This window comes from Pseudogemmatithrix spongiicola (assembly GCF_030623445.1).
GTDB lineage: Bacteria > Gemmatimonadota > Gemmatimonadetes > Gemmatimonadales > Gemmatimonadaceae > Pseudogemmatithrix > Pseudogemmatithrix spongiicola.
The window spans coordinates 886,858-906,954 of sequence record NZ_CP130613.1; the positions used below are offsets into that span (position 1 = coordinate 886,858).

Here is a 20,097-nt window from a genome sequence, read left to right on the forward strand (position 1 = left end):
GTCGATTTCGGATGACCAAGATGCCTTCCGAGCAATCCACGGTGGAGCATCTCATTGGTGAGATGGAGAAGTTCAACCTTGAGCCGGACTACCAGCGACAGTCCGGAATTTGGAGCATCGAGAAGCGACAGCTTTTTGTTGATTCCCTCATCAATGGGTACGACGTTCCAAAGTTGTATTTCCACCTGCTGAGTAGAAGTGGGGGTTCGTCTGCGCGCTACGCCATCGTTGATGGCAAGCAGCGTCTGGAGACCGTTCGCGGATTTCGAGACGGCGACTTTGATCTCAGTCTTGATTTCCTAGATGCAACCGCCAACAAGAACGAAGACGCTGCGGCCGGAATGGGGTATCGGCAGCTCTCAAAGGAGCAACCTGCGCTTGCGGCTCGGTTCTCAAAGGCGTCGCTTGATGTGGTTGTTATCGAGACCGACGAGGAAGAAGTCATCGAGGAGCTGTTCTCTAGGTTGAACGAGGCCGTACCTCTGAATGCACCGGAGAAGCGCAATGCGATCGGTGGTGCGATTCCGCCGATAATCAGAAGGCTCGTGAAGCGCCACAGGTTCTTCCGAAGACATCTCCCAATCGAGAATAGCCGATACCGCCAGTATGACTTGGCAGCCAAGTTCCTTTACCTGGCGCACGCTGGTCAGTTTGTAGCAACGAAACGTCGCGATCTCGATGACTTCGTGCGGCAGTATCGTGATACAAAGGGTCGCCCTGTTCGATTGGCAGAGGCTCGCCGACTTTTGAGTCGTGTGAGTCACACTCTGGATCGGATGGCCTCGGTCTTCGAGGAACAAGATGAGTTGCTCTCATCTGTCGGCTTGGTCACGGTCTATTTCATGGCGTTCCTGCTCGAGGAGAAGCGGGCGACCGGCTCGAGTCTGATGGTACGGTCACGCTTGGTTGAATTCGATGCGCTCCGCCGTCACAACCGGTCCGTGCTTCGCGCTCAGCAGGCCGCAATCGCGCGGGGCGAAACGGCTGGGGGAGAGCGCACCGTAAGACAGGATCTCGCGATCTTTGACCGACTGATGCAAAGCCCGAACGACGGGCAGGCATTGGAGTACCGCTTCAAGATTCTTCAAGCGTTCCTGCGCGACTCGCAGTTTCGTGAGCGACTTCCGAAGGAGCTAGAAAGGAAGGTGACTGCCTGATTGGTCTGCCGCCGGAGTGGCTGAATCGAGACAGGACACAGGGGAGTGAGGCAGACGTACAAGTTGCTGGAACGGCGCGCGCAGCTACGATCGCGCGGTGTTGACCGCGCTGTACCAGCCAAAGGACCGATAGAGTGTTCCAAGCTCGCGACCTGAGATGCGCCACTGGCTCCGCCGCTTAGTGCGAGTTCCGGTGTCGGTAGTCTCGAGCTTGATTCCCGGATCGTAGTACACTGCGCCTCGAACAACGGCGAGCAGGAACGACAGAAAGCTCGTACCCTCCGCGAGTAGTGTCGATGCGCCGTACGCGTACGAGCGGCTCGGGTGGTTCCGCCGAACCGAGGGTACGTATGCGGCGTGAGCGTGCTTGCTGTTCCAGTGCGCGAGGAGCGGGGAAAAAGACCACGATGCTGCAACGATGCCAGTCGGGTCCAAGAGTTCGAGTGCGCCGTCAGCGCGGACGAGCGTTTCGCTTTCCACATCGAACCCATTTACGGTCAGTCGCAGCCCGGTGCTCGCGTGCGTAACGCCAAACTTATGTATGCCGCCGAAATTCAGCCTCTTCGGCCTGCCCAGTTTGTCAGGGTAGCCGAACCTTCGTACGAAAGCCTCCACGCCTTCAGACCGATAGAAGCCGCCTGTGGGCTCCGGTGTCATCAGCGTTACGGTACCGATGCGTGGCTGGCTGAGGTTGGCCACCGTTGCCGATTTCACCTCCCAGCCGAGGAAATCCGGCTCCGCCCGGCCGTTGGCAAGAATGCCGAGTTCCGATTCCAGCGTGACCCCGCCGCAGTTGCTGCCGGTGCACGGGGCTCGACTTCCATCCGGGAGGAGACGCCATGACTCGATCCATCCCTTCTTCGAGATCGCGTCGACGCGCCGCAAGAGTTCGTGCGTCGTTTCCTTCGCGCTAAGGCCGCCGGGAACGCCGAGGTCAAGTAGAACGCCGATGGTTGGCAAGTCGCCGAGCGCACGTATCTCGTGCGCCAGCGAAGTGGCGGCGCCTGCGGCGATACCAAGGATCTGGTCAGTCGCCGTGACGCCGAGCAGCAGCACACGTCCTTTGTCTCGCACGGTAAGCACATCATTCGGTGCCCACTGAGCTCCCCGAAGGAATCCAGACATCCGTACTTCGGGATACTGCGGATAGAGGATGAGTTGAGCCGCCGGAGCGGGGAAGGCACGACCCTCGTCGTCGAGCCACGAGAACGTCAGCGCCGACTTGAAGATCGGTTCGCCGTGCGTACCGCTGACACCCGGAACGGGTTCGCCACCCGGAATGACCTGCAGCACTTCGAAGTCGCCGCCGAGGTAGACCTGGTTCTTGCTGTTGTCGTTCGGTGCCAGCGCCTTCGCGTAAATTCGGCGAGCTCCGTGGTCGCGAAGCATCTGCTTCGCAGCAGCGAGTGAAAGCGCGCTCAAACAGCCCTCCGCTAACCCTTGACGGCGGGAGAAAATGAGGACATATTGACCTCTATGTCTCCCGCCGAAGAAAACCCGGCACTGCGTACGGTGCACCACGCGCTCCGCTTTTGGACCCAAGCGGAACTGGCCGAACGAGCCGGCGTGCAGCCGCGGACGGTGCGGCGATGGGTGGCGGGAGAGTCGGTGCCAAAGTGGGGAGTCATCAAGGGCATTGAGGATGAGCTAGCACGAGACGAGCGTCCGCGCCAGCCCGATTTCACATTCATCGACTTGTTCGCTGGCGTCGGCGGCCTCCGGCGACCCTTCGAGGAGCTGAATGGCAGATGTGTCTTCACTTCCGAGTGGGATGCGCACGCCGCGCGCACATACACGGCGAACTTTCCGGATGGCCACGAAATCTGGGGTGACATCACCCAGAAGGATCCGTCAGAGGTACCCAACCACGATTTGTTGCTTGCGGGGTTTCCCTGCCAGCCGTTCAGCCTGGCGGGAGTCTCGAAGAAGAACAGCCTAGGCCGGGCGCACGGCTTCCTCGACAAGACTCAGGGCACGCTGTTTTTCAATATCGTAGAAATCCTTAAGGCGAAGCGGCCGAAGGCGTTCTTGCTTGAGAATGTGAAGAATCTCCAGAGCCACGATGGAGGACGAACCTTTACGGTGATTATGGGCGCGCTGAGTGAGCTTGGATACCGCGTAGAGCCGAAGGTGATTTCGGCGGCCTCGTGGGTGCCGCAGCGGCGTGAACGCGTGTTCCTGGTCGGCTTCAGACGCTCGATGAAGGTCCACTTCGACTTCGACTCGATCAAGGTGCCGAAGAAGAAGCCAAAGCTCGGTGACATCCTGCATTCGGCAGACGAAGAGCCAGAGGCGCCGTTCACGAAGGTTGTGCGTGGGAGGACCGTCGTTCACGAGCGGTACACCCTGAGCGATCACTTGTGGCAGTACCTGCAGGCGTATGCCGCGAAGCATCGTGACAAGGGCAATGGCTTTGGCTGCTCCGTGTTCGGTCCGGAGGATGTCGCGCGCACCCTGTCCGCACGGTATCACAAGGACGGCAGCGAGATCTTGATCGGGCAGCAGGGCAAGAACCCGCGGCGACTGACGCCGCGAGAATGTGCTCGTCTGATGGGCTTTGAGACTCGCGAGGGGAGTCGCATGAAGATTCCGGTCTCCGACACTCAGGCTTATCGGCAGTTAGGAAACTCCGTGGCAGTGCCGGTGGTTCGGGCAATCGCGAAGGAGTTGGTTCCGAGGTTGCTGCGTCCGGAGCTCTTCCCGCTGAAGCAACAGGAGATGGAGCTAGCGGCAGGGTAGCATCGACGGCACGGTTTCTATGACGTCTTGAGGAGGCTCGCGGTGTTCTTGTCGTGACTGCAATAGCTTTCGCTGATGCCCCGCGTTTCCGCCGTCCGCAGCCGCATCATGGCCGCCATCCGCGGCAAGGACACCAAGCCGGAACTGCAGGTCCGCCGCGCCATCCACGCCGCAGGCCTGCGGTTTCGTTTGCACCATCGCGACCTACCCGGACGCCCTGACATCGTGCTCGGCGGCATCAAGACCGTCGTCTTCGTACACGGCTGCTTCTGGCACGCGCATTCCTGCCAGACCAGCAAGCCGAAGACCCGCGCCGCGTTCTGGCAGCGGAAGTTCGAGGCCAACCGTGCGCGAGACCGGCGCGTGCGTTACTTCTTGAAGGCGGCCGGCTGGCACGTGCACGTGATCTGGGAGTGTGAGCTCAAGCGAGAGGCCCCGCTGCGCAGATTGGTGCGCGTCCTGCAGCAACGCCGGCGCGCTATCCGGTGACTAACCGCAGACCACTATGCCAGCACACGTCTTCATCGCGACCTCGCTCGACGGATACATCGCCCGCCTGGACGGCGGCATCGATTGGCTCCCGCAACCCAGCGGCGACGCGGACGTGGACGATCACGGCTACTCCGCGTTCATGGCGGGTATCGATGCCATCGTCATGGGTCGCAACACCTACGAGACGGTCCTCACCTTCGGTGCGTGGCCGTTCGAGAAGCCCGTGGTGGTGCTCAGTAGCGGCCAGGTGCGCATTGCGCCCGAGCTCGCGGGCAGGATTGTCGCGATGGCCGGCGAACCCGCGGAGATCATGGCGGCCTGCGCCGAGCGCGGCTGGCAGCATCTGTACATCGACGGCGGCGTCACGATCCAGCGCTTCCTGCGCGCCGGGCTGATCGAACGCCTCATCGTCACGCGCGTACCGGTGGTACTGGGCACCGGTCTCCCGCTTTTCGGTGCCGTCGAGCGAGATGTTCGCTTCGCGCACGTGCGCACGCAGGCGTATCCCTCGGGGCTGGTGCAGAGCGAGTATCGCGCGCTGTGACGAGCATCACGCGTTCGGGCGCGTCGCAGCGGTGACGCATCGCGCCAACGCTGCAGTCTCTCGCATGAACCTCTCCACGGGAGACTGTGATGTCACGCTCGACGCTTCGTTCCACGATCTTGTCGCTGACGGCCGCCGCCGGGTTGCTCGCCGGCGTCGCCGCATGTGATTCGCCTACCGGTCTCGGCTCCGGCACGCTGAACCTGTATCTCACCGACGCGCCCGGCGATGTGCTGTCGGCGGTCGTGACCATCGATCGCATCTACCTGCAGGCGGACTCCAACGACGCCAGCGGTCGCATCATCCTGCGTGAGGAAGACGTGACCACCGACCTGCTCACGTTGGTGGACTCCACGCAGGCGCTCATCGAAGGCGTCGAGATCCCGGCGGGTCGCTACGGCCAACTGCGATTTGTCATCAGTGGGGCCTACATCGTCGTGGAAGGCGAAGGCGGTACGACGCAGATCTACGCGTCGAGCCCGAGCTACGCCGCGTTGCCGGCGGGCGCGGTCGTGACGGGGACTCTCCAGATGCCGAGCTTTGCGCAGAGTGGACTCAAGGTGACGCTGCCGAACGATGCCTTGGTCGTGGCCGACGACGGGACGGTGTCGCTGGTCGTGGATTTCGACGTGGCCCAGAGCTTCGGCCGGCTCGCCGGCGGATCGGGCATGTGGGTGATGTCGCCGGTGCTGCGCGGCGAGCTGCCGTCGACGGCACCGTAACACGAGGGCTGCCGGGGGCCAGCCCAGGCCGCAGGCGCCAATCCGCCCTCTGATGGTATAGCGAGATCAGGGTCCGGCCCCCATCTTGGGGCCGGACCCTGATTCGTCGGAGCCCCCGGTATGACGCAGGCGCCACGCAAGCCGTTCGATGACGAGATCGACGTGTACGGGCTCACCCATCCGGGCAAGGTCCGGCCCGTGAACGAAGATCATTTCTTGCTCGCCGCGATTCACAAGCGGATCCGCGTGCTCTCGACCAGTCTGTCGATCGAGGCCGTGACCGCGCGCGAGGATCGCCTGGCCTTCGTCGCCATGGTGGCGGACGGTGTCGGCGGGCTCGAGAGTGGCGAAGAGGCCAGCGCGACGGCCCTGGAGGCGGTGCTCCATTATCTCGGAGAGAGCACCGACTGCTATTACCGGGCCGAGGCGGGCACGGACGAGTTCGAGCGCGAGTTGGTGGCCGCGGCGATGCGCGCGCACCAGGCCGTGAAGGATCGCGCGGCCGCCGACGGGCATGGGCAGATGGCGACCACGCTCACGATCTACATGGGCGTGTGGCCCACCTACTACCTGGTGCAGGTGGGGGATTCCCGCTACTACCTCTACCGCGACGGTACGCTGACGCAGGTTTCGCGCGACCAGACGGTCGCACAGGATCTCGTCGACCGCGGCGTCCTCACCGCGGAGGCGGCGCAGAAGACCAAACTGGCGCACGTACTGTCCTCGGCCATCGGCGGAGACGAAGCTACGCCGGTGGTGACGCGCCTGCGGTCGGAGTGGGGCACTGCGCACCTCATGTGCAGCGACGGGCTCACCAAGCACGTGAGTGACGCGCGCATCGCCGAGGTCCTAGGGTCGATGACCAGCGCCAAGCAGGCGGCGGAGCAACTGCTGCAGGAGGCGCTCGACGGCGGCGGGTCCGATAACATCACGATCGTCGTCGGCCGCACGGCGCCGAAGCCAGGACGCGGATGAGTTCGCGGCGGACGCTGGCGGATCGCCTGCAGCGGCCGCTGCAGACGGTCACGCTCTCCTACGCGGTGTTTGCCGCGCTCTGGATCTACTTCTCGGACGCGCTGCTGGGCCAGTTGGTGCGCGATCCCGCCCAGTTGGTCGCCCTCAGCGTCTACAAGGGGCTCGCCTTCGTCGCGGTGACCTCGGCGTTGTTGTGGTTGCTGATGCGGAGACTCATCGGGACGGTCGTAAGCCGCGAGGCGGCGGAACGGCAGCGCCACGACCAGCTTGTCGCCGGGCAGCAACGCATCCTCGAGGGGGTCGCGCACGGGTCGGCCCTGCGCACCTCGCTCGAGGAGATCGTGCGGTTCATCGAGGGTCAGGCGCCCGGCATGCAGTGCTCCGTGCTGCTGCTCAACGTCGACGGTAAGACCGTGCGGCACGGCGCCGGGCCGAGTTTGCCTCCCGAGTACATGGAAGCCATCGACGGCTCGCCCATCGGCCCGATGGCCGGCAGTTGCGGCACGGCAGCGTTCACGCGCGAGCCCGTGTACGTGGAGGACATCGCCACGGATCCGCGCTGGGCCGCGTACAAGGACTTGGCGCTCCCGCATGGCCTGCGGGCCTCCTGGTCGACGCCCATCTTCGATGCCGAAGGACGCGTGCTGGGCACCTTCGCCATGTACTACCGCCGCGTCGCGCTGCCCACGCCGGACCATCGTCGCCTCATCGACGTCGCCACGCAGCTCGCGTCGATCGCGATCAGTCGGGCGCGCACGGAGCAGGCGCTGCACGAGTCGGAGAACCGCTTCGTGGCGTTCATGGAGGCGGCGCCGGCGATCGCGTGGGTGACCGACGAGCAGGGGCGCCACCTCTGGATGAACCGCGCGTGGAGCGCCGCGTTCGGGCTCGATCGCGAGCGCTTCATCGGCCATCGCGCCGAAGAGCTCGTGCCGGCCGATGTCGCGGCACGCATCCGCGCGACCGACGTCGAGGTCATGCGCAGCGACGCGCCCGTGCACATCCCCGAGGATCGCACCGAGTACGGCGGGCAGCCGCGATGGTGGAACACCGTCAAGTTCCCGTTCCGCAACTCGGTCGGCGAGCGGTACCTCGGTGGCGTGGCGATCGATATCACGCCCCGCAAGCGGATGGAGCAGGAGCTGGCCGCGCTGCGCACCCGCCTCGAGGTCGTGGTCGAGAACCTGAAGGAAGGCCTGATCATCACCGATCCCGATGCGAGCTTCGTGCACTGGAATCCCGCGGCGCTGCGCCTGATCGGATTCGACGATCCCGACGAGGGGCGCGAGCGCCAGGCGGAGTTCTCCCAGCTCTTTGACGTGGCCACGACGGACGGCATCACGCTCCCTGCGGAGCAGTGGCCGCTGGCGCGTGTGCGCCGTGGCGAGGTCCTGAACGACTTCGAGGTACGCGTGCGCCGCAGGGGCGGTCCCGGCGAGCGCCGCCTGAGCTACTCCGGCCGCTGCGTGACGCTGGAGAACGGTGCCTGCCTCGCCTTCGTGACGATGACCGACGTGACGCAGCGGCGTCGCCAGGAGCAGGAACTGCGCGACTTGAACGTGGGCCTCGAGGCGCGCGTCGAGACCCGGACGCGCGAGCTCCGCGATGCGGTACTCCGGGCCGAGTCGGCCGATCGCATCAAGTCGGCGTTCCTCGCCACGATGTCGCACGAACTGCGGACGCCGCTCAACTCGATCATCGGCTTCACCGGCATCCTGCTGCAGCAGCTCGCGGGGCCGCTCAATGACGAACAGCGTCGGCAACTCGACATGGTCCGCAACAGCGCACGGCACCTGCTCGCCCTCATCAACGACGTGCTCGACATCTCGAAGATCGAGGCCGGCCAGCTCGAGGTCCGCTCCGAGACGTTTGCCCTGCCGCCGGTGCTGGAGCACCTCATGGCGACGCTGCGCCCGCAGGCGGACCGCAAGGGACTGACATTGCGGCTGGACGCCGCGGAGGCGCCGCTCACGATGGACAGCGATCGGCGCCGCGTGGAGCAGGTCCTGCTGAACCTGCTCAGCAATGCCGTCAAGTTCACGGAGCGCGGGCAAGTTACGCTGCGAGCCGATACTCTTGCGGACTACCGCCGGGAGCCCGGTGGGCCGGCGGTACCGGCGCTGCGCGTCCTTGTCCGGGACACCGGCATCGGGATCGCCGAACGGGATCTCGCCGCGCTCTTCGAACCCTTCCGTCAGGTCGACTCCGGCCTGTCGCGGCAGCACGAAGGCACGGGCCTCGGTCTCTCGATCTGCCAGCGGCTTTGCGAGCTGCTGCAGGGGGAGATCCGGGTTGTGAGTGAAGTGGGTGTCGGCAGTACCTTTACCGTGGTCCTCCCCCTGCGGCTCGACTCCTGACCGTGACCAAACGCATCCTGCTGATCGAGGACAACGAGCAGAACCGCTACCTCGCGACCTTCCTCCTGGAGCGCCACGGGTATCGGGTGGAGATGGCCGTCGATGGGCGCTCAGGCGTCCACGCCGCGACGACGGCGCCACCGGACCTCATCCTGCTGGATATCCAGCTCCCGGGTATGGATGGCCACGCGGTGGCGCGCACGCTCCGGGGCATCCCGACGCTCGCGCGCGTGCCGATTATCGCGGTTACGTCGTACGCCATGGTCGGCGACCGCGAGAAGGTGCTCGCTGCGGGCTGCGACGGTTACCTCGAGAAGCCGATCGACCCCGACACATTCGTGGCGACCATCGAGGCGATGGCCGGCTTCCCGCCGTCGCGCCGGGCCGATCAGTGACGCGCGTCCTGATCGTCGACGACAAGGACGAGAACCTCTACTACCTCCGGGCGCTGCTGGGCGGACACGGCTATGTGGTCGATGAGGCGCGGCATGGCGCCGAGGCGCTCGTGGTGGCGCGCAGCCACCCGCCCGATGTCGTCGTCAGCGACCTGCTCATGCCGGTGATGGACGGGTACACGCTGCTGCGGTACTGGAAGGCCGACGCGACCTTGCGGCGGGCACCGTTCATCGTGTACACCGCGACGTACACTGAGGAGAAAGACGCGAAGCTGGCCCGCGATCTCGGGGCGGATGCCTTCATCCTCAAGCCGTCGGAACCCGAGGACTTCCTCGCCGAGCTCGCGGCGGTGCTCTCGCGCGGCACCTCGGACACGGAACCGCGGCGGCCCGTGGCCGACCAAGAGGAGATCCTCCAGGTCTACAGCGAAGCGCTGATCCGCAAGCTGGAGGAGAAGTCGCTGCAATTGGAGGACGCGAACCGCCGCCTCGGCCGCTCGACGATGCAGCTCGAGATGGCGGGACGTCTCGCGCGCCTCGGGGGCTGGTGGCTGGACCGCGGTGCGCGCCACGTCGTCTGGTCGGACGAGGTGTGCCGCATCCATGGGGAGCCGGAGGGCACGGCGCCCGATGTCGAGCGGGCGATCGCGTACTACGAGGAGCGGCATCGGCCGATCATCCGGCGGGCGGTGGAGCGTTGCTTCGCCGACGGCACGCCGTGGGACCTGGAGCTCGAACTGCACAGCCGCGATGGCCGGCACCTCAACGTGCGGGTGATCGGCGAGGCCGTGCGGGACGACATGGGGCGGGTGTCCCGCATCCAAGGGGCCTTCCAGGACGTGACGGAGATCCGGCGTGCGCAACGCGAGCGTCGCGACCTGGCCCTCCGGCTGCAGCAGACGCTCGAGAGCATGTCCGATGCGGTCCTGATGTTCGATCCCGCGTGGCGCGTCGTCTTCCTGAACCCGATGGGCGAGCGCTTGCTGCACCGCTCGCGTGCCGAGCTGCTCGGCAAGGTCGTGTGGGAGGAGTTCCCCGAGGCGGTGGGCAGCACGTTCCAGGTCGAGTACGAGCGCGCGGTCCGCACCCGCAGCCGCGTGCAGTTCGTGGAGTACTTCACGCCGCTCGAGACCTGGTTCGACGTCACGGCGTATCCGACGGACGACGGGCTCGTGGTCTACTTCCGTGACGTGACGGCGCGGCGCGAGGCCGACCGTCGTCTGGCACAGCAGGCCACGATGCTCGACAAGGCGCAGGACGCGATCCTCGTCCGCGGCCTCGACGATACGATCCTATACTGGAACAAGAGCGCGGAGCGCCTGTACGGCTGGACGGCCGACGAAGCCATCGGCCGCAACGCGCATGAGTTGGTGAACGACGGCTCCGCCGAGTTCGTGGAGGCGAAGCGCGAGCTGATGTCGCGGGGCGAGTGGACCGGCACGCTGCGCCAGGTCGCGCGCGATGGGCGGCGCGTCGTCACCGAGTGCCGCTGGACGCTGGTCCGCAACGACGCCGGAGAACCGGAATCCGTCCTCGCCATCAACACGGACGTCACCGACCGTCGCAACCTGGAGCAGCAGTTCCTGCGGGCGCAGCGGCTGGAGAGCATCGGCACGCTCGCGGGCGGCATTGCGCACGACCTGAACAACGTCCTCGCGCCGGTGATGATGTCGCTGGACCTGCTCCGCGATCTCGCGGGCCCACAGGGGCACGATCTCATCGAGAGCCTCCGCAGCAGCGTGGGACGCGGTGCAGACCTCGTGCGGCAGGTGCTGTCCTTCGCCCGCGGCCTCGATGGGCGCAAGGAGCGCGTGGATGCGCGGACCGTGGTCCGCGAGATCGAGGCCGTGCTCCGCGAGACGTTCCCCAAGCGCATCGAGATCGTCGTCGAAGTGCCGGATGCGCCCGCCCGCCTGATGGGAGATCCGACGCAACTGCACCAGGTGGTGATGAACCTCGCCGTCAACGCCCGAGATGCCATGCCGAAGGGCGGCCAGCTCCGCATCGTCGTCTCGCGCGAAGACCTCTCGGGTGCGGCTGCGGTGCAGCTCCACCTCGCGCCCGGCCGCTACGTGCGCGTCGCGGTCGCCGATAGCGGCGCGGGCATCTCACCCGAGCACCAAGAGATCATCTTCGAGCCGTTCTTCACGACCAAGGACGTGGGGCACGGCACCGGGCTCGGGCTGTCCACGGTGCAGAGCATCGTGCGCGGGCACGACGGGGCCATCCAGCTGCAATCCGAGCTCGGGAAGGGCAGCATCTTCTCGTGCTGGTTCCCGCTGGTCGGCGCAGACGATGAACAACCCTCGGCGCCGAATCCGGCACGCCGGCTGCCGCGCGGCGACGGAGAGTTCATCCTCGTCGTGGACGACGAGCCGAGCATCCGCGCGGTGGCCGATCGCATCCTCACGCGGCATGGCTATCGCGTGGCGACCGCGGCCGACGGCCACGAGGCGTTGGAGCGCTGGCGCGAGCACCGCACCGAGCTCGATGCCATCATCACGGACGTCGCGATGCCCGGCATGGACGGTCCGGAACTCATCGCCGCGTTGCGCGCCGAGGGCGCGGACGTCCCCATCATCGTCGCCAGCGGCTACGTCACCGACGAAGGGGCGGGGCGCCTGCTCGAGGTCGCCACCGAGTTCTTCGTCTCCAAGCCGTTCTCGGCGGAGACGTTGCTGACGACCCTGCGCGGCGTGCTCGTCGGCCGCTGAATCGCCGCGGGCCCTGGGGTATCTTTCGAGGCGTGTTCTCCCTTCTTCTGGGACTGCCATGCGAACCCCTGTCCTGCTTGGATCACTGGTGACCCTGCTTGCCGCCTCCGCGTCGCTCGACGCCCAGGGGCTCACGCCGTCGAACCCCAACGATCCCTTCCTCTGGCTGGAAGAGGTGGAGTCCGAGCGCGCCCTCACGTGGGTGCGTGCGCGCAACGCCCGCTCGTTGGTGGTGCTCGAGGGTGACCCGCGGTTCGCGACGCTGAACGCCCAGGCGCTCGAGATCGTCAACGCCACCGACCGCATTCCCGCCCCGAGCTTCTGGGCCGGCGGCATCTCGAACTTCTGGCAGGATGCCGTCAACGTGCGCGGCCTCTGGCGCCGTACCTCGGTGGACTCGTATGCGTCAGTCGCGCCCGTCTGGGAGACGGTCCTCGACGTCGACGCGCTCGCGCGCAGCGAAGGGAAGAACTGGGTATTCCGCGGCGGCGACTGCCTCGAGCCGGACGAGCGCTACTGTCTCGTGCAGCTCTCCGATGGCGGCAAGGACGCCGTGGAGATCCGCGAGTTCGACGCCGTCGAGCGGCGCTTCATCGACGGGGGATTCCGCTTCGCCGAGGGCAAGCAGAGCGTCGCGTGGATCGATCGCAACACCTTGCTCGTGGCCCGCGAGTGGGCGCCGGGCGAGATGACCAACTCCGGCTACGCCTACGTCGTGAAGCGCGTGACGCGGGGGCAGCCGATCGAGCGCGCCGTGGAAGTCTTCCGCGGCGAGAAGTCCGACGTGTCGGCCTCCGGGTTCGCGCTGCGCGACGCCGACGGCCGCGTCGCCGCGACCTTGCTCTACCGCGGGCGCACGTTCTGGGAGAGCGAGATCCATCAGCTGACGCCGAGCGGCACGCGGCGCCTGCCGTTTCCGGCGCGGCAGAGCCTGCACGGGCTCGTCGATGGCCAGCTCCTGTTCACGGCGAACGAGGACTGGAACGGCTTCAAGGCGGGCGATGTGCTGAGCTACGACCTGGCGGCGTTGCTGCGCGAGCCGGCGCAGGCCAAGGCCGAACTCGTGCTGCGCCCGGGACCCCGTGAATCGATCGAGGGCGTCGTCACCACGAAGTCCCGGCTCGTCGTCGCGCTCTACGAGCACGTGCGTGGCTCGGCCTATGCCTACCAACGCGGCACGAATGGCTGGACGCGCACCCGCTTGCCGCTGCCGGAGAACGTGACGGTGGCGCTCGGCTCCGTCGAGCGCGGGAGCGACCGGCTGTTCGTATCGATCACGGGATTCCTCACCCCGCAGTCGCTGTACCTCGCTGATGCGGCGGCGGCCACGGCCACCGTGGTGAAGCAGGCGCCGGCCAAGTTCGATGCCACGGGTCTTGTGGTTGAGCAGCACGAGGCCACATCCGCGGATGGCACGAAGGTCCCGTACTTCCTCGTGCGCCGTGCCGATGCGCCGCGCGACGGCACGACGCCCACGCTGCTCTACGGGTACGGCGGCTTCCAGGTCTCGCAACTGCCGAGCTACAGTGCCATCCGCGGCAAGCTCTGGCTCGAGCGGGGTGGGGCCTTCGCCGTCGCGAACACCCGCGGTGGCGGGGAGTTCGGCCCGGCCTGGCACCAGGCCGCGATCGGCGTGAATCGCGATCGCGCGCACGAGGACTTCCTCGCCGTTGCGGAGGATCTGGTCGCCAAGCGGTTCACCTCGCCGCGTCGGCTGGGCATCCAGGGCGGTTCGCAAGGCGGGTTGTTCATGGGCGTCGCCATGACGCGGCGTCCCGACCTGTTCAACGCCGTCATCATCGGCGTGCCGCTCTTCGACATGCTGCGCTACCATCTGCTGCTCGCCGGTGCGAGCTGGATGGGCGAGTACGGCAACCCCGAGATCGCCGAGGAGCGGGCGTGGATCCTCAGGTACTCGCCGTATCAGGCACTGGCCGCCGGCAAGGCGTATCCCGAGCCGTTCATCTTCACGTCCACCAAGGATGACCGCGTGCATCCGGGTCACGCGCGGAAGGCGGCGGCGCGGCTCGAGGCGCTGGGCTATCCCTACCTGTACTACGAGAACGTCGACGGCGGGCACTCCGCCGCGGCGAATCTCGTTGAGAGTGCACGGCGTAATGCGCTCGAGTACACCTACCTGACCCGCAAGCTCATGGACACCCCGTGATGCGGAGCCGGCGATGACCCCCTGGGTAACGCGGCTCCTCGTGGCGAACATCGCGATGTTCGCCCTGACCTATACCGTGCTGCCGAGCTTCGTCACCGAGCTGCTCGTGTTCGTGCCGCGCGCGATCCTCACGCGGCCGTGGACGGTGGTGACGTACATGTTCCTGCACGGCGGCCTTTCGCACATCCTGTTCAACATGCTGGGCCTGTTCTTCTTCGGCTCGCGCGTGGAACAGCGCTTGGGCGAGCGGCGCTTCATCACGCTCTACCTCGTGAGCGGCATCTTCGGGGCGATCGCCTCGCTCATCTTCACACCGAATGCGGCCGTGATCGGCGCCTCGGCGGGCGTGTTCGGCGTCATGATGGCCTTCGCGATGTTCTGGCCGCACGAGAAGATCTACATCTGGGGCGTGATTCCGGTCGAGGCGCGGATCCTCGTGCTCGTCACGACGGCCTTCGCGCTGTTCGCCGGTCTCGGTGGCCGTGGCGGCGGCGTGGCGCACTTCGCCCACCTGGGGGGCTACGTGGGCGCGTACGCCTACCTCTGGTACCTGCAGCGCAACAGCGCCCAGCGGCGGTTCAAGGCGCAGATGACTCGCGTCGAGCCGTCGGTGAAGCGACAGGTGGCCGTGCACCGGGACCAGCTCGATCTGCAGGGCGTGCACGAGCTCACGCGGGACGAAGTGAACCGGATCCTCGACAAGATCAACGCCGGCGGGATCGAGAGCCTGACGCCCGAGGAGTTGCGCTTCCTCTCGAACTTCGCGCCCATGGACGACAGAAAGCCCCTGCCGCCCGCGTAGGGCGGCAGGGGCTTTCGCTGCTCGTGGTCGGTCAGCGGCCGGCGGGCTCCAGCCGCACGAGGTTCGTCGGGCCCCCTGCGCGATCCTCGACGGCGAGGTAGACGAAGCCGTCCGGCCCCTGACGCACGTCGCGGACGCGACCGCGGCGCGAGAACAGCTGTTCTTCCTCGACGACGCGCCCGTCCTCGATCTTCAGGCGCCAGAGCACCTCGCCCACGAGGCCGCCCGAGAACACATGGCCCTGCCAGCCGCTGAACGCCGTGCCCCGGTACTGCATCAGCCCGGACGTCGCGATGCTCGGCACCCACACCTTCACCGGCTGCTCCATGCCGGCGCGCGTCGTGCCTTCGTGGATGTTCGTGCCGCTGCGGTAGTTCACGCCGAAGCCGATGACCGGCCAGCCGTAGTTCTTGCCCGGCTGGATGAGATTGAGCTCGTCGCCGCCCTGCGGGCCGTGCTCGGTGGCCCACACGTTGCCGGCGGCGTCGATGAGCAGGCCCTGCGGATTCCGGTGCCCGTAGCTCCAGATCTGCGGCAGCGCGTCGGTGCGCCCGACGAACGGATTGTCCGTCGGCACGCGGCCGTCATCGTGCAGGCGGATCACCTTGCCGTTGTGCACCTTCAGGTCCTGTGCCGGATGCGCGGCGAGGTCGCCCTGCGGCGGCACCTGCCGGTCGCCCACCGTGATGAACATGTAGCCCTTGCCGTCGAACGCGATGCGCGAGCCGTAGTGGCCTTGGCCGCGCGACCACGCGTTCGCTTCGAACACTTCCTGCACGTCGTTCAGGCGATCGTTGGCGAACCGCGCGCGGATCACCGCCGTCGTGCTTTGGTCGCCGGCTGCGTTCGGCTTCGCATAGGAGATGTAGAGCAATCGATTGCGCGCGAAGTCCGGATGCGGTACGACGTCGAGCAGGCCGCCCTGGTTGCCGACGCGGATCGCCGGCAGACCCGCCACCGGCTCCGCGAGCAAGCGACCGCCGCGTACGATGCGCAGGCGGCCGGCACGCTCCGTGACGAGGATGTCGCCGCCGGGGAGGAAGGCGATCGACCATGGGTTGACCAACCCTTCGGCAACCGTGACCACGCGATACGGATGGTAGATCGAGCGCAGCGGCGCGTCCTGCGCCGGGAGCGACGGAGCGAGGAGCACGCCGGCGAGGGCTGCGGCGGACAGCAGGCGGATCGACATCAAGACTCCAGGATGCGGGAGGAGGATGCACGAAAACTGGCGCGCGCCGGCCCGGAGGCAAGCGCGCGCCAGCCCAACCCGCCGCGCGGCCGCTCAGTTCCCGCGGGGCTTCTCGCGTGAACTGCCGCGCGTGCCGCGCGTGCCGCGCTCGCCACCGCGCGCCGAGCTGCCCCCGGACGACTTCGGCGCCGAGGCGCGGGGCGCTGCCGAGCCGTCGCGTGGCGCACTCGCGCGGGGGGCGGATTCGCGTTCAGCTCGTGGCGTTGAAGCTCGTGGCGTTGAAGCTCGTGGCGTTGAAGCTCGGGGCGTCGAAGCCCGCGGCGTCGAAGCCCGCGGCGTCGAAGCCCGCGGCGTCGAAGCCCGCGGCGTCGAAGCCCGCGGCGCTGTCGCGCGCTCGCTCGATGCCCGCGGTGCGCTCGCCTCGCGGCGCTCGCTGCGCGTCACTGGCGCACGGGGTGCGCTCGGTGCACTCGGTGCCCCTCGATCGTACCCACGACTCGGTGTCGGCACTGCGCGCTGGCCGTAAGCGTCGTCGCGCGGCACCGCTCGGCGCTCGGCCACCCCGCGCCCGTCGCCATCGCGGCGGAATCCGCGGTCATGGCGCTCGAAGCCCGCGTTCCGATGCACCACGCCGTAGCGACGGACGTAGCGCGTATCCCAGCGGCGATGCACCACGCCGCGGTTCACGACGATGATCGTATGCCGCGGTGCCACATAGATCGGATTTACGACGATCCACGGACGCGCCACGACCGCCCAGCGTGGGCCATGCGTGTGCCAGCCGTGGTGGTAGACGCGATGGCCCCACCAGTCGACGTCGTAGGTGAGCCACACGCCGATGGGATGCCCGATGCCCCAGCTCCAGTACGCGGGATGCGCGTGCGCGATGTAGACCGGCCGATGGTAGATCACCGCCGGGTCGTAGGTCGGCACGTAAATCACGCGCGGCTCCGCCGGGACGATGCGGATCACCTCCCGCTCGACCACCACCTGCTGTTGCGTCGTGGTCTGCAGGTTGCCCTGGGCGCTGGCCATCCGGCGCAAGCGCTGCACGGCATCCATCACGTCCGTCGGCTGCGTGGCGTAGGCCTGGCCGAGTGCCGTCATCCAATCTTCGCCGTCGGCGAGGAGGTTAAGCACCGGCTGATAGCGCGCCACCGCCTTGACGCTGATCTCCCAGGGCATCTGGTCGATGTTGTCCGCGCCGAAGGCCTTCACGTGTGCCTGAGCGGCGAGCACCTGTTCGGGATACGTCGCGGCGACGAGCACCTGTGCGAGGATGGGGTCCGGATACAGCGCGATCGGCGCGAGGAGGTTGTCGAGCTCCTCCTGCGTCCACGAGTCCGCCGCCGCCCCCTGAGCGAACGCATCCTGCGCCGCCGGCGCTGCAGTCGGCACCGCGAGGACAAGCGCCGAGACGAGTTTCCAACCGAGAGTCGAGCGCCGCATACGGCCTCCATGAGTAGCGCGGTCGCCGGGTGATACCCGTCCCGCCGGGGGTGTTCCGCGAGTTCCATGACCGCCCGCCGCATGGGGTAGACCTCAGCGACGGTAGCCCTGGGGGTCGGCCAGGATCCCGGCCAAGTGAACTTCTGGACGCCAGCGCGGTTCCGTAGCTTCCTGAAGCCCGCGGGCCGTCTCGTCCGCTGGGAGCGCACGTCCGTCTACCAGATTGCACTCGTGGAACGCGCCTGACGCAGCAGTCGGGCAGGGGAGTCACGGCGATGTCGAAGGCGCTGGTCAGTCACGTGTTGGCCGCGATTGCGTATCGCACGCAGAAGGCGCTGCGCGACGCGCCGGCGTCGTATCCGGAGTTCGACGCCGGCGCACAGGCGCGACGACCCGTCGAGATCCTGCGCCACATGACCAGCGTGCTGGGCTATGCGCGCACCTTCAAGGTCGGCGGGACGTATCCCATCAAGCCGGAACCGCTCGAGGACTTCACCGCCGAGCAGCGGCGTTTCCACGAGATGCTCGCGGCGGTCCGCGACGCGCTCGCCGACGATGGATCGCTGGGCAGCCTCACGCCCGAGCAAGTACTGCAGGGTCCGTTGGCGGACGTCATGACGCACGTCGGGCAGCTCGCGATGCTCCGGCGCATGTGCGGCGCGCCAGTGGCGCCCGAGAACTTCATCTTTGCCGACGTGCGGGTAGACCGGCTCGACGCTGACCAGCCGGCACCGGCGCGCCCTGACGCCGACTGGCCGGAACGGCCGCGCTGAGCTGACACCCGCAGCGGCATCGCCCCGTACGCACCGCTGACCCCCACCGGAGACGGCGATGGAAGAGATCAAGGTGACTGGCGCCAAGCTGCTCGAGAAGGTCAAGGCGCTCATCAAGGAAGGCAATGTCCGGCGCCTCGTGCTGCGTAATCCGCAGGGGCGCGTGCTCATGGATGTGCCGCTCAACGCCGGCATCGCGGCCTCGGCGCTGCTGCCCCTCTGGGCCGCGATCGCGAGCATCGCCGTACTCGCCACCGACTACACGATCCTCGTCGAGCGCGAAGGCCCGCCCGCGAAGTGACGGCGGCGTGACGGCGGCGTGACGGCCGTCACAGGCGCAGCACTTCGCGCTGCGCCATCGTGTATCATCCAAGCGTCGGCCAGCCGCGGTCGCGGCCGGCCCCTTCACCCTCTGCCGGATTCGCCATGCTGGCCTCGTTCCGTTCCCGTGCGCTTCTCGTCCTGACGGTGTTCTCCCTCGCCGCCTGCGGCGAGGAAACAGAGCTGCCGACCGATCTCGCGACTGCCGAGGCGACGGAAGACATCGAACTCACGCAGGCCGCCTTCGACACGCCGCAGACGACGGCGCTCGTCGATCTTGGCGTGGAGATTGACCAGGCGCTGATTGCCGCCGGTGGCGGCGCGACCTTGGCGTCCGTCGTGGCGGCCGGACCGGTGGCCACCCACGCGGCGCGTCGCAGCGTCGTCGAGCGGATTGAGGGGGTGGACGCCGGTACCATGACCGCGCTGCCCGCCTCGAGCCTCGGCAAGACCTTCGAGTGGGACGTCGTCGACGACCGCTACGAGATGACGGCCCGGACGGGCGCGCCGGTCAACGGCGTGCTCTTCGTCCTCTACACCGTCAATCCGATCACGGGTGAGCCCGCCGAGCCGCTGGTCGAGGTGGGGACGGTGAGCATCACGCAGGGTGGCACGGCGAACAGCCCGTCCGCCGCGCTGACCGTGCGCAACACCGCCGGCACGTCCGTCTTCAGCTACACCGCCACGCTCGGTGGTACGCAGTCCGTGCCGTCGTTCAACGTGTCGGGCAACGCCGGCGTGGGACCCAACGCCGCGACGTTCTCCCTCACCGTCGGCGTCAACATCGTGAACCAGACGTTGACCGCCGACTGGCGCACGACGATCCCGACCCGCGCCCTGACCACGCGCTCGACGCTCGGCATCAATCCCAACACGGGCGCCATCACGCTGCGCGGCGTCATGCAACGAGGCCTGCGACGCGTCGAGATCAGCGGTTCGTTCAACACCGAGTTCGGCGGCCAGTTGACCGTCAAGGTCGGGGACCGGACGTTCGCCCGCATGGTGCTCGATGGCGCGGGCGGCGTCGCCATCACGAATGCCGAGGGCCAGCCGCTGACGCCCGAGGAGGAGGCGACGCTCGAACTGATCTTCGAATGGTTCCAGTCGTCCCTGACGTGGTCCAACGCGCTGCTCGATCCCGTCTACGCGGCGCTGGGCGTGGAATGATCGGACCGAGGGCCGAAACCCCCGTTCTGCCGGGGGCGTAGGCCCGGATGTCCTCCGAACAAACCCTCAGGGGACCGGGGCTGTCAGATACCTGACGCCCTGCGGTCCCCTGAGTGTTTTTCTCCCACCCC

General features: G+C 67.1%; 17 protein-coding genes. 14 read left to right on the forward strand and 3 right to left on the reverse strand.

What is annotated here, in order from left to right; translation table 11 throughout:
* The first annotated feature begins 11 nt into the window (after positions 1–11).
* On the forward strand, positions 12–1,157 hold the full coding sequence (locus Strain318_RS03965) for a DUF262 domain-containing protein (RefSeq protein WP_367887233.1): 1,146 nt from the start codon (positions 12–14) through the stop codon (positions 1,155–1,157).
* An 84-nt stretch (positions 1,158–1,241) separates the two neighbouring features.
* Here Strain318_RS03965 and Strain318_RS03970 read toward each other — a convergent pair whose 3' ends face one another.
* The gene (locus Strain318_RS03970) at positions 1,242–2,579 is read right to left on the reverse strand and encodes an MvaI/BcnI family restriction endonuclease (protein ID WP_367887234.1); all 1,338 of its coding nucleotides are present in this window, start codon (positions 2,577–2,579) and stop codon (positions 1,242–1,244) included.
* Between the two features lie 54 nt (positions 2,580–2,633).
* Here Strain318_RS03970 and dcm point away from each other — a divergent pair, with 54 nt between their 5' ends.
* The 10 genes from dcm to Strain318_RS04020 all read left to right on the forward strand — a co-directional run bounded on the left by dcm (position 2,634) and on the right by Strain318_RS04020 (position 15,064).
* Positions 2,634–3,896, forward strand: a complete 1,263-nt coding sequence (gene dcm / locus Strain318_RS03975; RefSeq protein WP_367887235.1) for a DNA (cytosine-5-)-methyltransferase — start codon at positions 2,634–2,636, stop codon at positions 3,894–3,896.
* A 75-nt stretch (positions 3,897–3,971) separates the two neighbouring features.
* The gene (locus Strain318_RS03980; protein ID WP_367887236.1) at positions 3,972–4,385 is read left to right on the forward strand and encodes a very short patch repair endonuclease; all 414 of its coding nucleotides are present in this window, start codon (positions 3,972–3,974) and stop codon (positions 4,383–4,385) included.
* Positions 4,386–4,401: 16 nt separating this feature from the next.
* Positions 4,402–4,932: a dihydrofolate reductase family protein gene (locus Strain318_RS03985; protein ID WP_367887237.1), complete on the forward strand. Its 531-nt coding sequence runs from the start codon at positions 4,402–4,404 to the stop codon at positions 4,930–4,932.
* An 89-nt stretch (positions 4,933–5,021) separates the two neighbouring features.
* Positions 5,022–5,654, forward strand: a complete 633-nt coding sequence (locus tag Strain318_RS03990; protein ID WP_367887238.1) for a DUF4382 domain-containing protein — start codon at positions 5,022–5,024, stop codon at positions 5,652–5,654.
* 120 nt (positions 5,655–5,774) lie between these two features.
* Positions 5,775–6,629, forward strand: a complete 855-nt coding sequence (locus Strain318_RS03995; protein WP_367887239.1) for a PP2C family protein-serine/threonine phosphatase — start codon at positions 5,775–5,777, stop codon at positions 6,627–6,629.
* Entirely contained in the window at positions 6,626–8,986 is a 2,361-nt protein-coding gene (locus Strain318_RS04000; protein ID WP_367887240.1) for a PAS domain-containing protein, read from the forward strand. Before Strain318_RS03995 ends, Strain318_RS04000 begins: the two co-directional genes overlap by 4 nt.
* Positions 8,987–8,988: 2 nt before the next feature.
* Entirely contained in the window at positions 8,989–9,381 is a 393-nt protein-coding gene (locus Strain318_RS04005; RefSeq protein ID WP_367887241.1) for a response regulator, read from the forward strand.
* The gene (locus tag Strain318_RS04010; RefSeq protein ID WP_367887242.1) at positions 9,378–12,095 is read left to right on the forward strand and encodes a hybrid sensor histidine kinase/response regulator; all 2,718 of its coding nucleotides are present in this window, start codon (positions 9,378–9,380) and stop codon (positions 12,093–12,095) included. Before Strain318_RS04005 ends, Strain318_RS04010 begins: the two co-directional genes overlap by 4 nt.
* Positions 12,096–12,183: 88 nt before the next feature.
* Positions 12,184–14,262, forward strand: coding sequence for a prolyl oligopeptidase family serine peptidase (locus Strain318_RS04015; RefSeq protein WP_367887243.1), 2,079 nt, complete (start codon positions 12,184–12,186; stop codon positions 14,260–14,262).
* A gap of 13 nt (positions 14,263–14,275) precedes the next feature.
* On the forward strand, positions 14,276–15,064 hold the full coding sequence (locus tag Strain318_RS04020) for a rhomboid family protein (RefSeq protein WP_367887244.1): 789 nt from the start codon (positions 14,276–14,278) through the stop codon (positions 15,062–15,064).
* Positions 15,065–15,095: 31 nt separating this feature from the next.
* Here Strain318_RS04020 and Strain318_RS04025 read toward each other — a convergent pair whose 3' ends face one another.
* The gene (locus Strain318_RS04025; protein WP_367887245.1) at positions 15,096–16,256 is read right to left on the reverse strand and encodes a PQQ-dependent sugar dehydrogenase; all 1,161 of its coding nucleotides are present in this window, start codon (positions 16,254–16,256) and stop codon (positions 15,096–15,098) included.
* Positions 16,257–16,349: 93 nt separating this feature from the next.
* Entirely contained in the window at positions 16,350–17,705 is a 1,356-nt protein-coding gene (locus Strain318_RS04030) for a DUF3300 domain-containing protein (protein ID WP_367887246.1), read from the reverse strand.
* A gap of 275 nt (positions 17,706–17,980) precedes the next feature.
* Here Strain318_RS04030 and Strain318_RS04035 point away from each other — a divergent pair, with 275 nt between their 5' ends.
* The 3 genes from Strain318_RS04035 (at position 17,981) to Strain318_RS04045 (ending at position 19,966) form a co-directional block, all read left to right on the forward strand.
* A complete protein-coding gene (locus tag Strain318_RS04035) occupies positions 17,981–18,478 on the forward strand; it encodes a hypothetical protein (protein ID WP_367887247.1) in 498 nt (165 codons plus the stop codon).
* Positions 18,479–18,536: 58 nt separating this feature from the next.
* Positions 18,537–18,779, forward strand: coding sequence for a DUF4342 domain-containing protein (locus Strain318_RS04040; RefSeq protein WP_367887248.1), 243 nt, complete (start codon positions 18,537–18,539; stop codon positions 18,777–18,779).
* A gap of 125 nt (positions 18,780–18,904) precedes the next feature.
* Positions 18,905–19,966, forward strand: a complete 1,062-nt coding sequence (locus Strain318_RS04045; protein ID WP_367887249.1) for a hypothetical protein — start codon at positions 18,905–18,907, stop codon at positions 19,964–19,966.
* Positions 19,967–20,097 lie beyond the last annotated feature (131 nt).

Coding starts and splice junctions, on each gene's coding strand:
- Strain318_RS03965 (WP_367887233.1), top strand. CDS start 12: ATGACCAAGATGCCTTCCGAGCAATCCACGGTGGAGCATCTCATTGGT.
- dcm (WP_367887235.1), top strand. CDS start 2,634: ATGTCTCCCGCCGAAGAAAACCCGGCACTGCGTACGGTGCACCACGCG.
- Strain318_RS03980 (WP_367887236.1), top strand. CDS start 3,972: ATGCCCCGCGTTTCCGCCGTCCGCAGCCGCATCATGGCCGCCATCCGC.
- Strain318_RS03985 (WP_367887237.1), top strand. CDS start 4,402: ATGCCAGCACACGTCTTCATCGCGACCTCGCTCGACGGATACATCGCC.
- Strain318_RS03990 (WP_367887238.1), top strand. CDS start 5,022: ATGTCACGCTCGACGCTTCGTTCCACGATCTTGTCGCTGACGGCCGCC.
- Strain318_RS03995 (WP_367887239.1), top strand. CDS start 5,775: ATGACGCAGGCGCCACGCAAGCCGTTCGATGACGAGATCGACGTGTAC.
- Strain318_RS04000 (WP_367887240.1), top strand. CDS start 6,626: ATGAGTTCGCGGCGGACGCTGGCGGATCGCCTGCAGCGGCCGCTGCAG.
- Strain318_RS04020 (WP_367887244.1), top strand. CDS start 14,276: ATGACCCCCTGGGTAACGCGGCTCCTCGTGGCGAACATCGCGATGTTC.
- Strain318_RS04025 (WP_367887245.1), bottom strand. CDS start 16,256: ATGTCGATCCGCCTGCTGTCCGCCGCAGCCCTCGCCGGCGTGCTCCTC.
- Strain318_RS04030 (WP_367887246.1), bottom strand. CDS start 17,705: ATGCGGCGCTCGACTCTCGGTTGGAAACTCGTCTCGGCGCTTGTCCTC.
- Strain318_RS04035 (WP_367887247.1), top strand. CDS start 17,981: ATGTCGAAGGCGCTGGTCAGTCACGTGTTGGCCGCGATTGCGTATCGC.
- Strain318_RS04040 (WP_367887248.1), top strand. CDS start 18,537: ATGGAAGAGATCAAGGTGACTGGCGCCAAGCTGCTCGAGAAGGTCAAG.
- Strain318_RS04045 (WP_367887249.1), top strand. CDS start 18,905: ATGCTGGCCTCGTTCCGTTCCCGTGCGCTTCTCGTCCTGACGGTGTTC.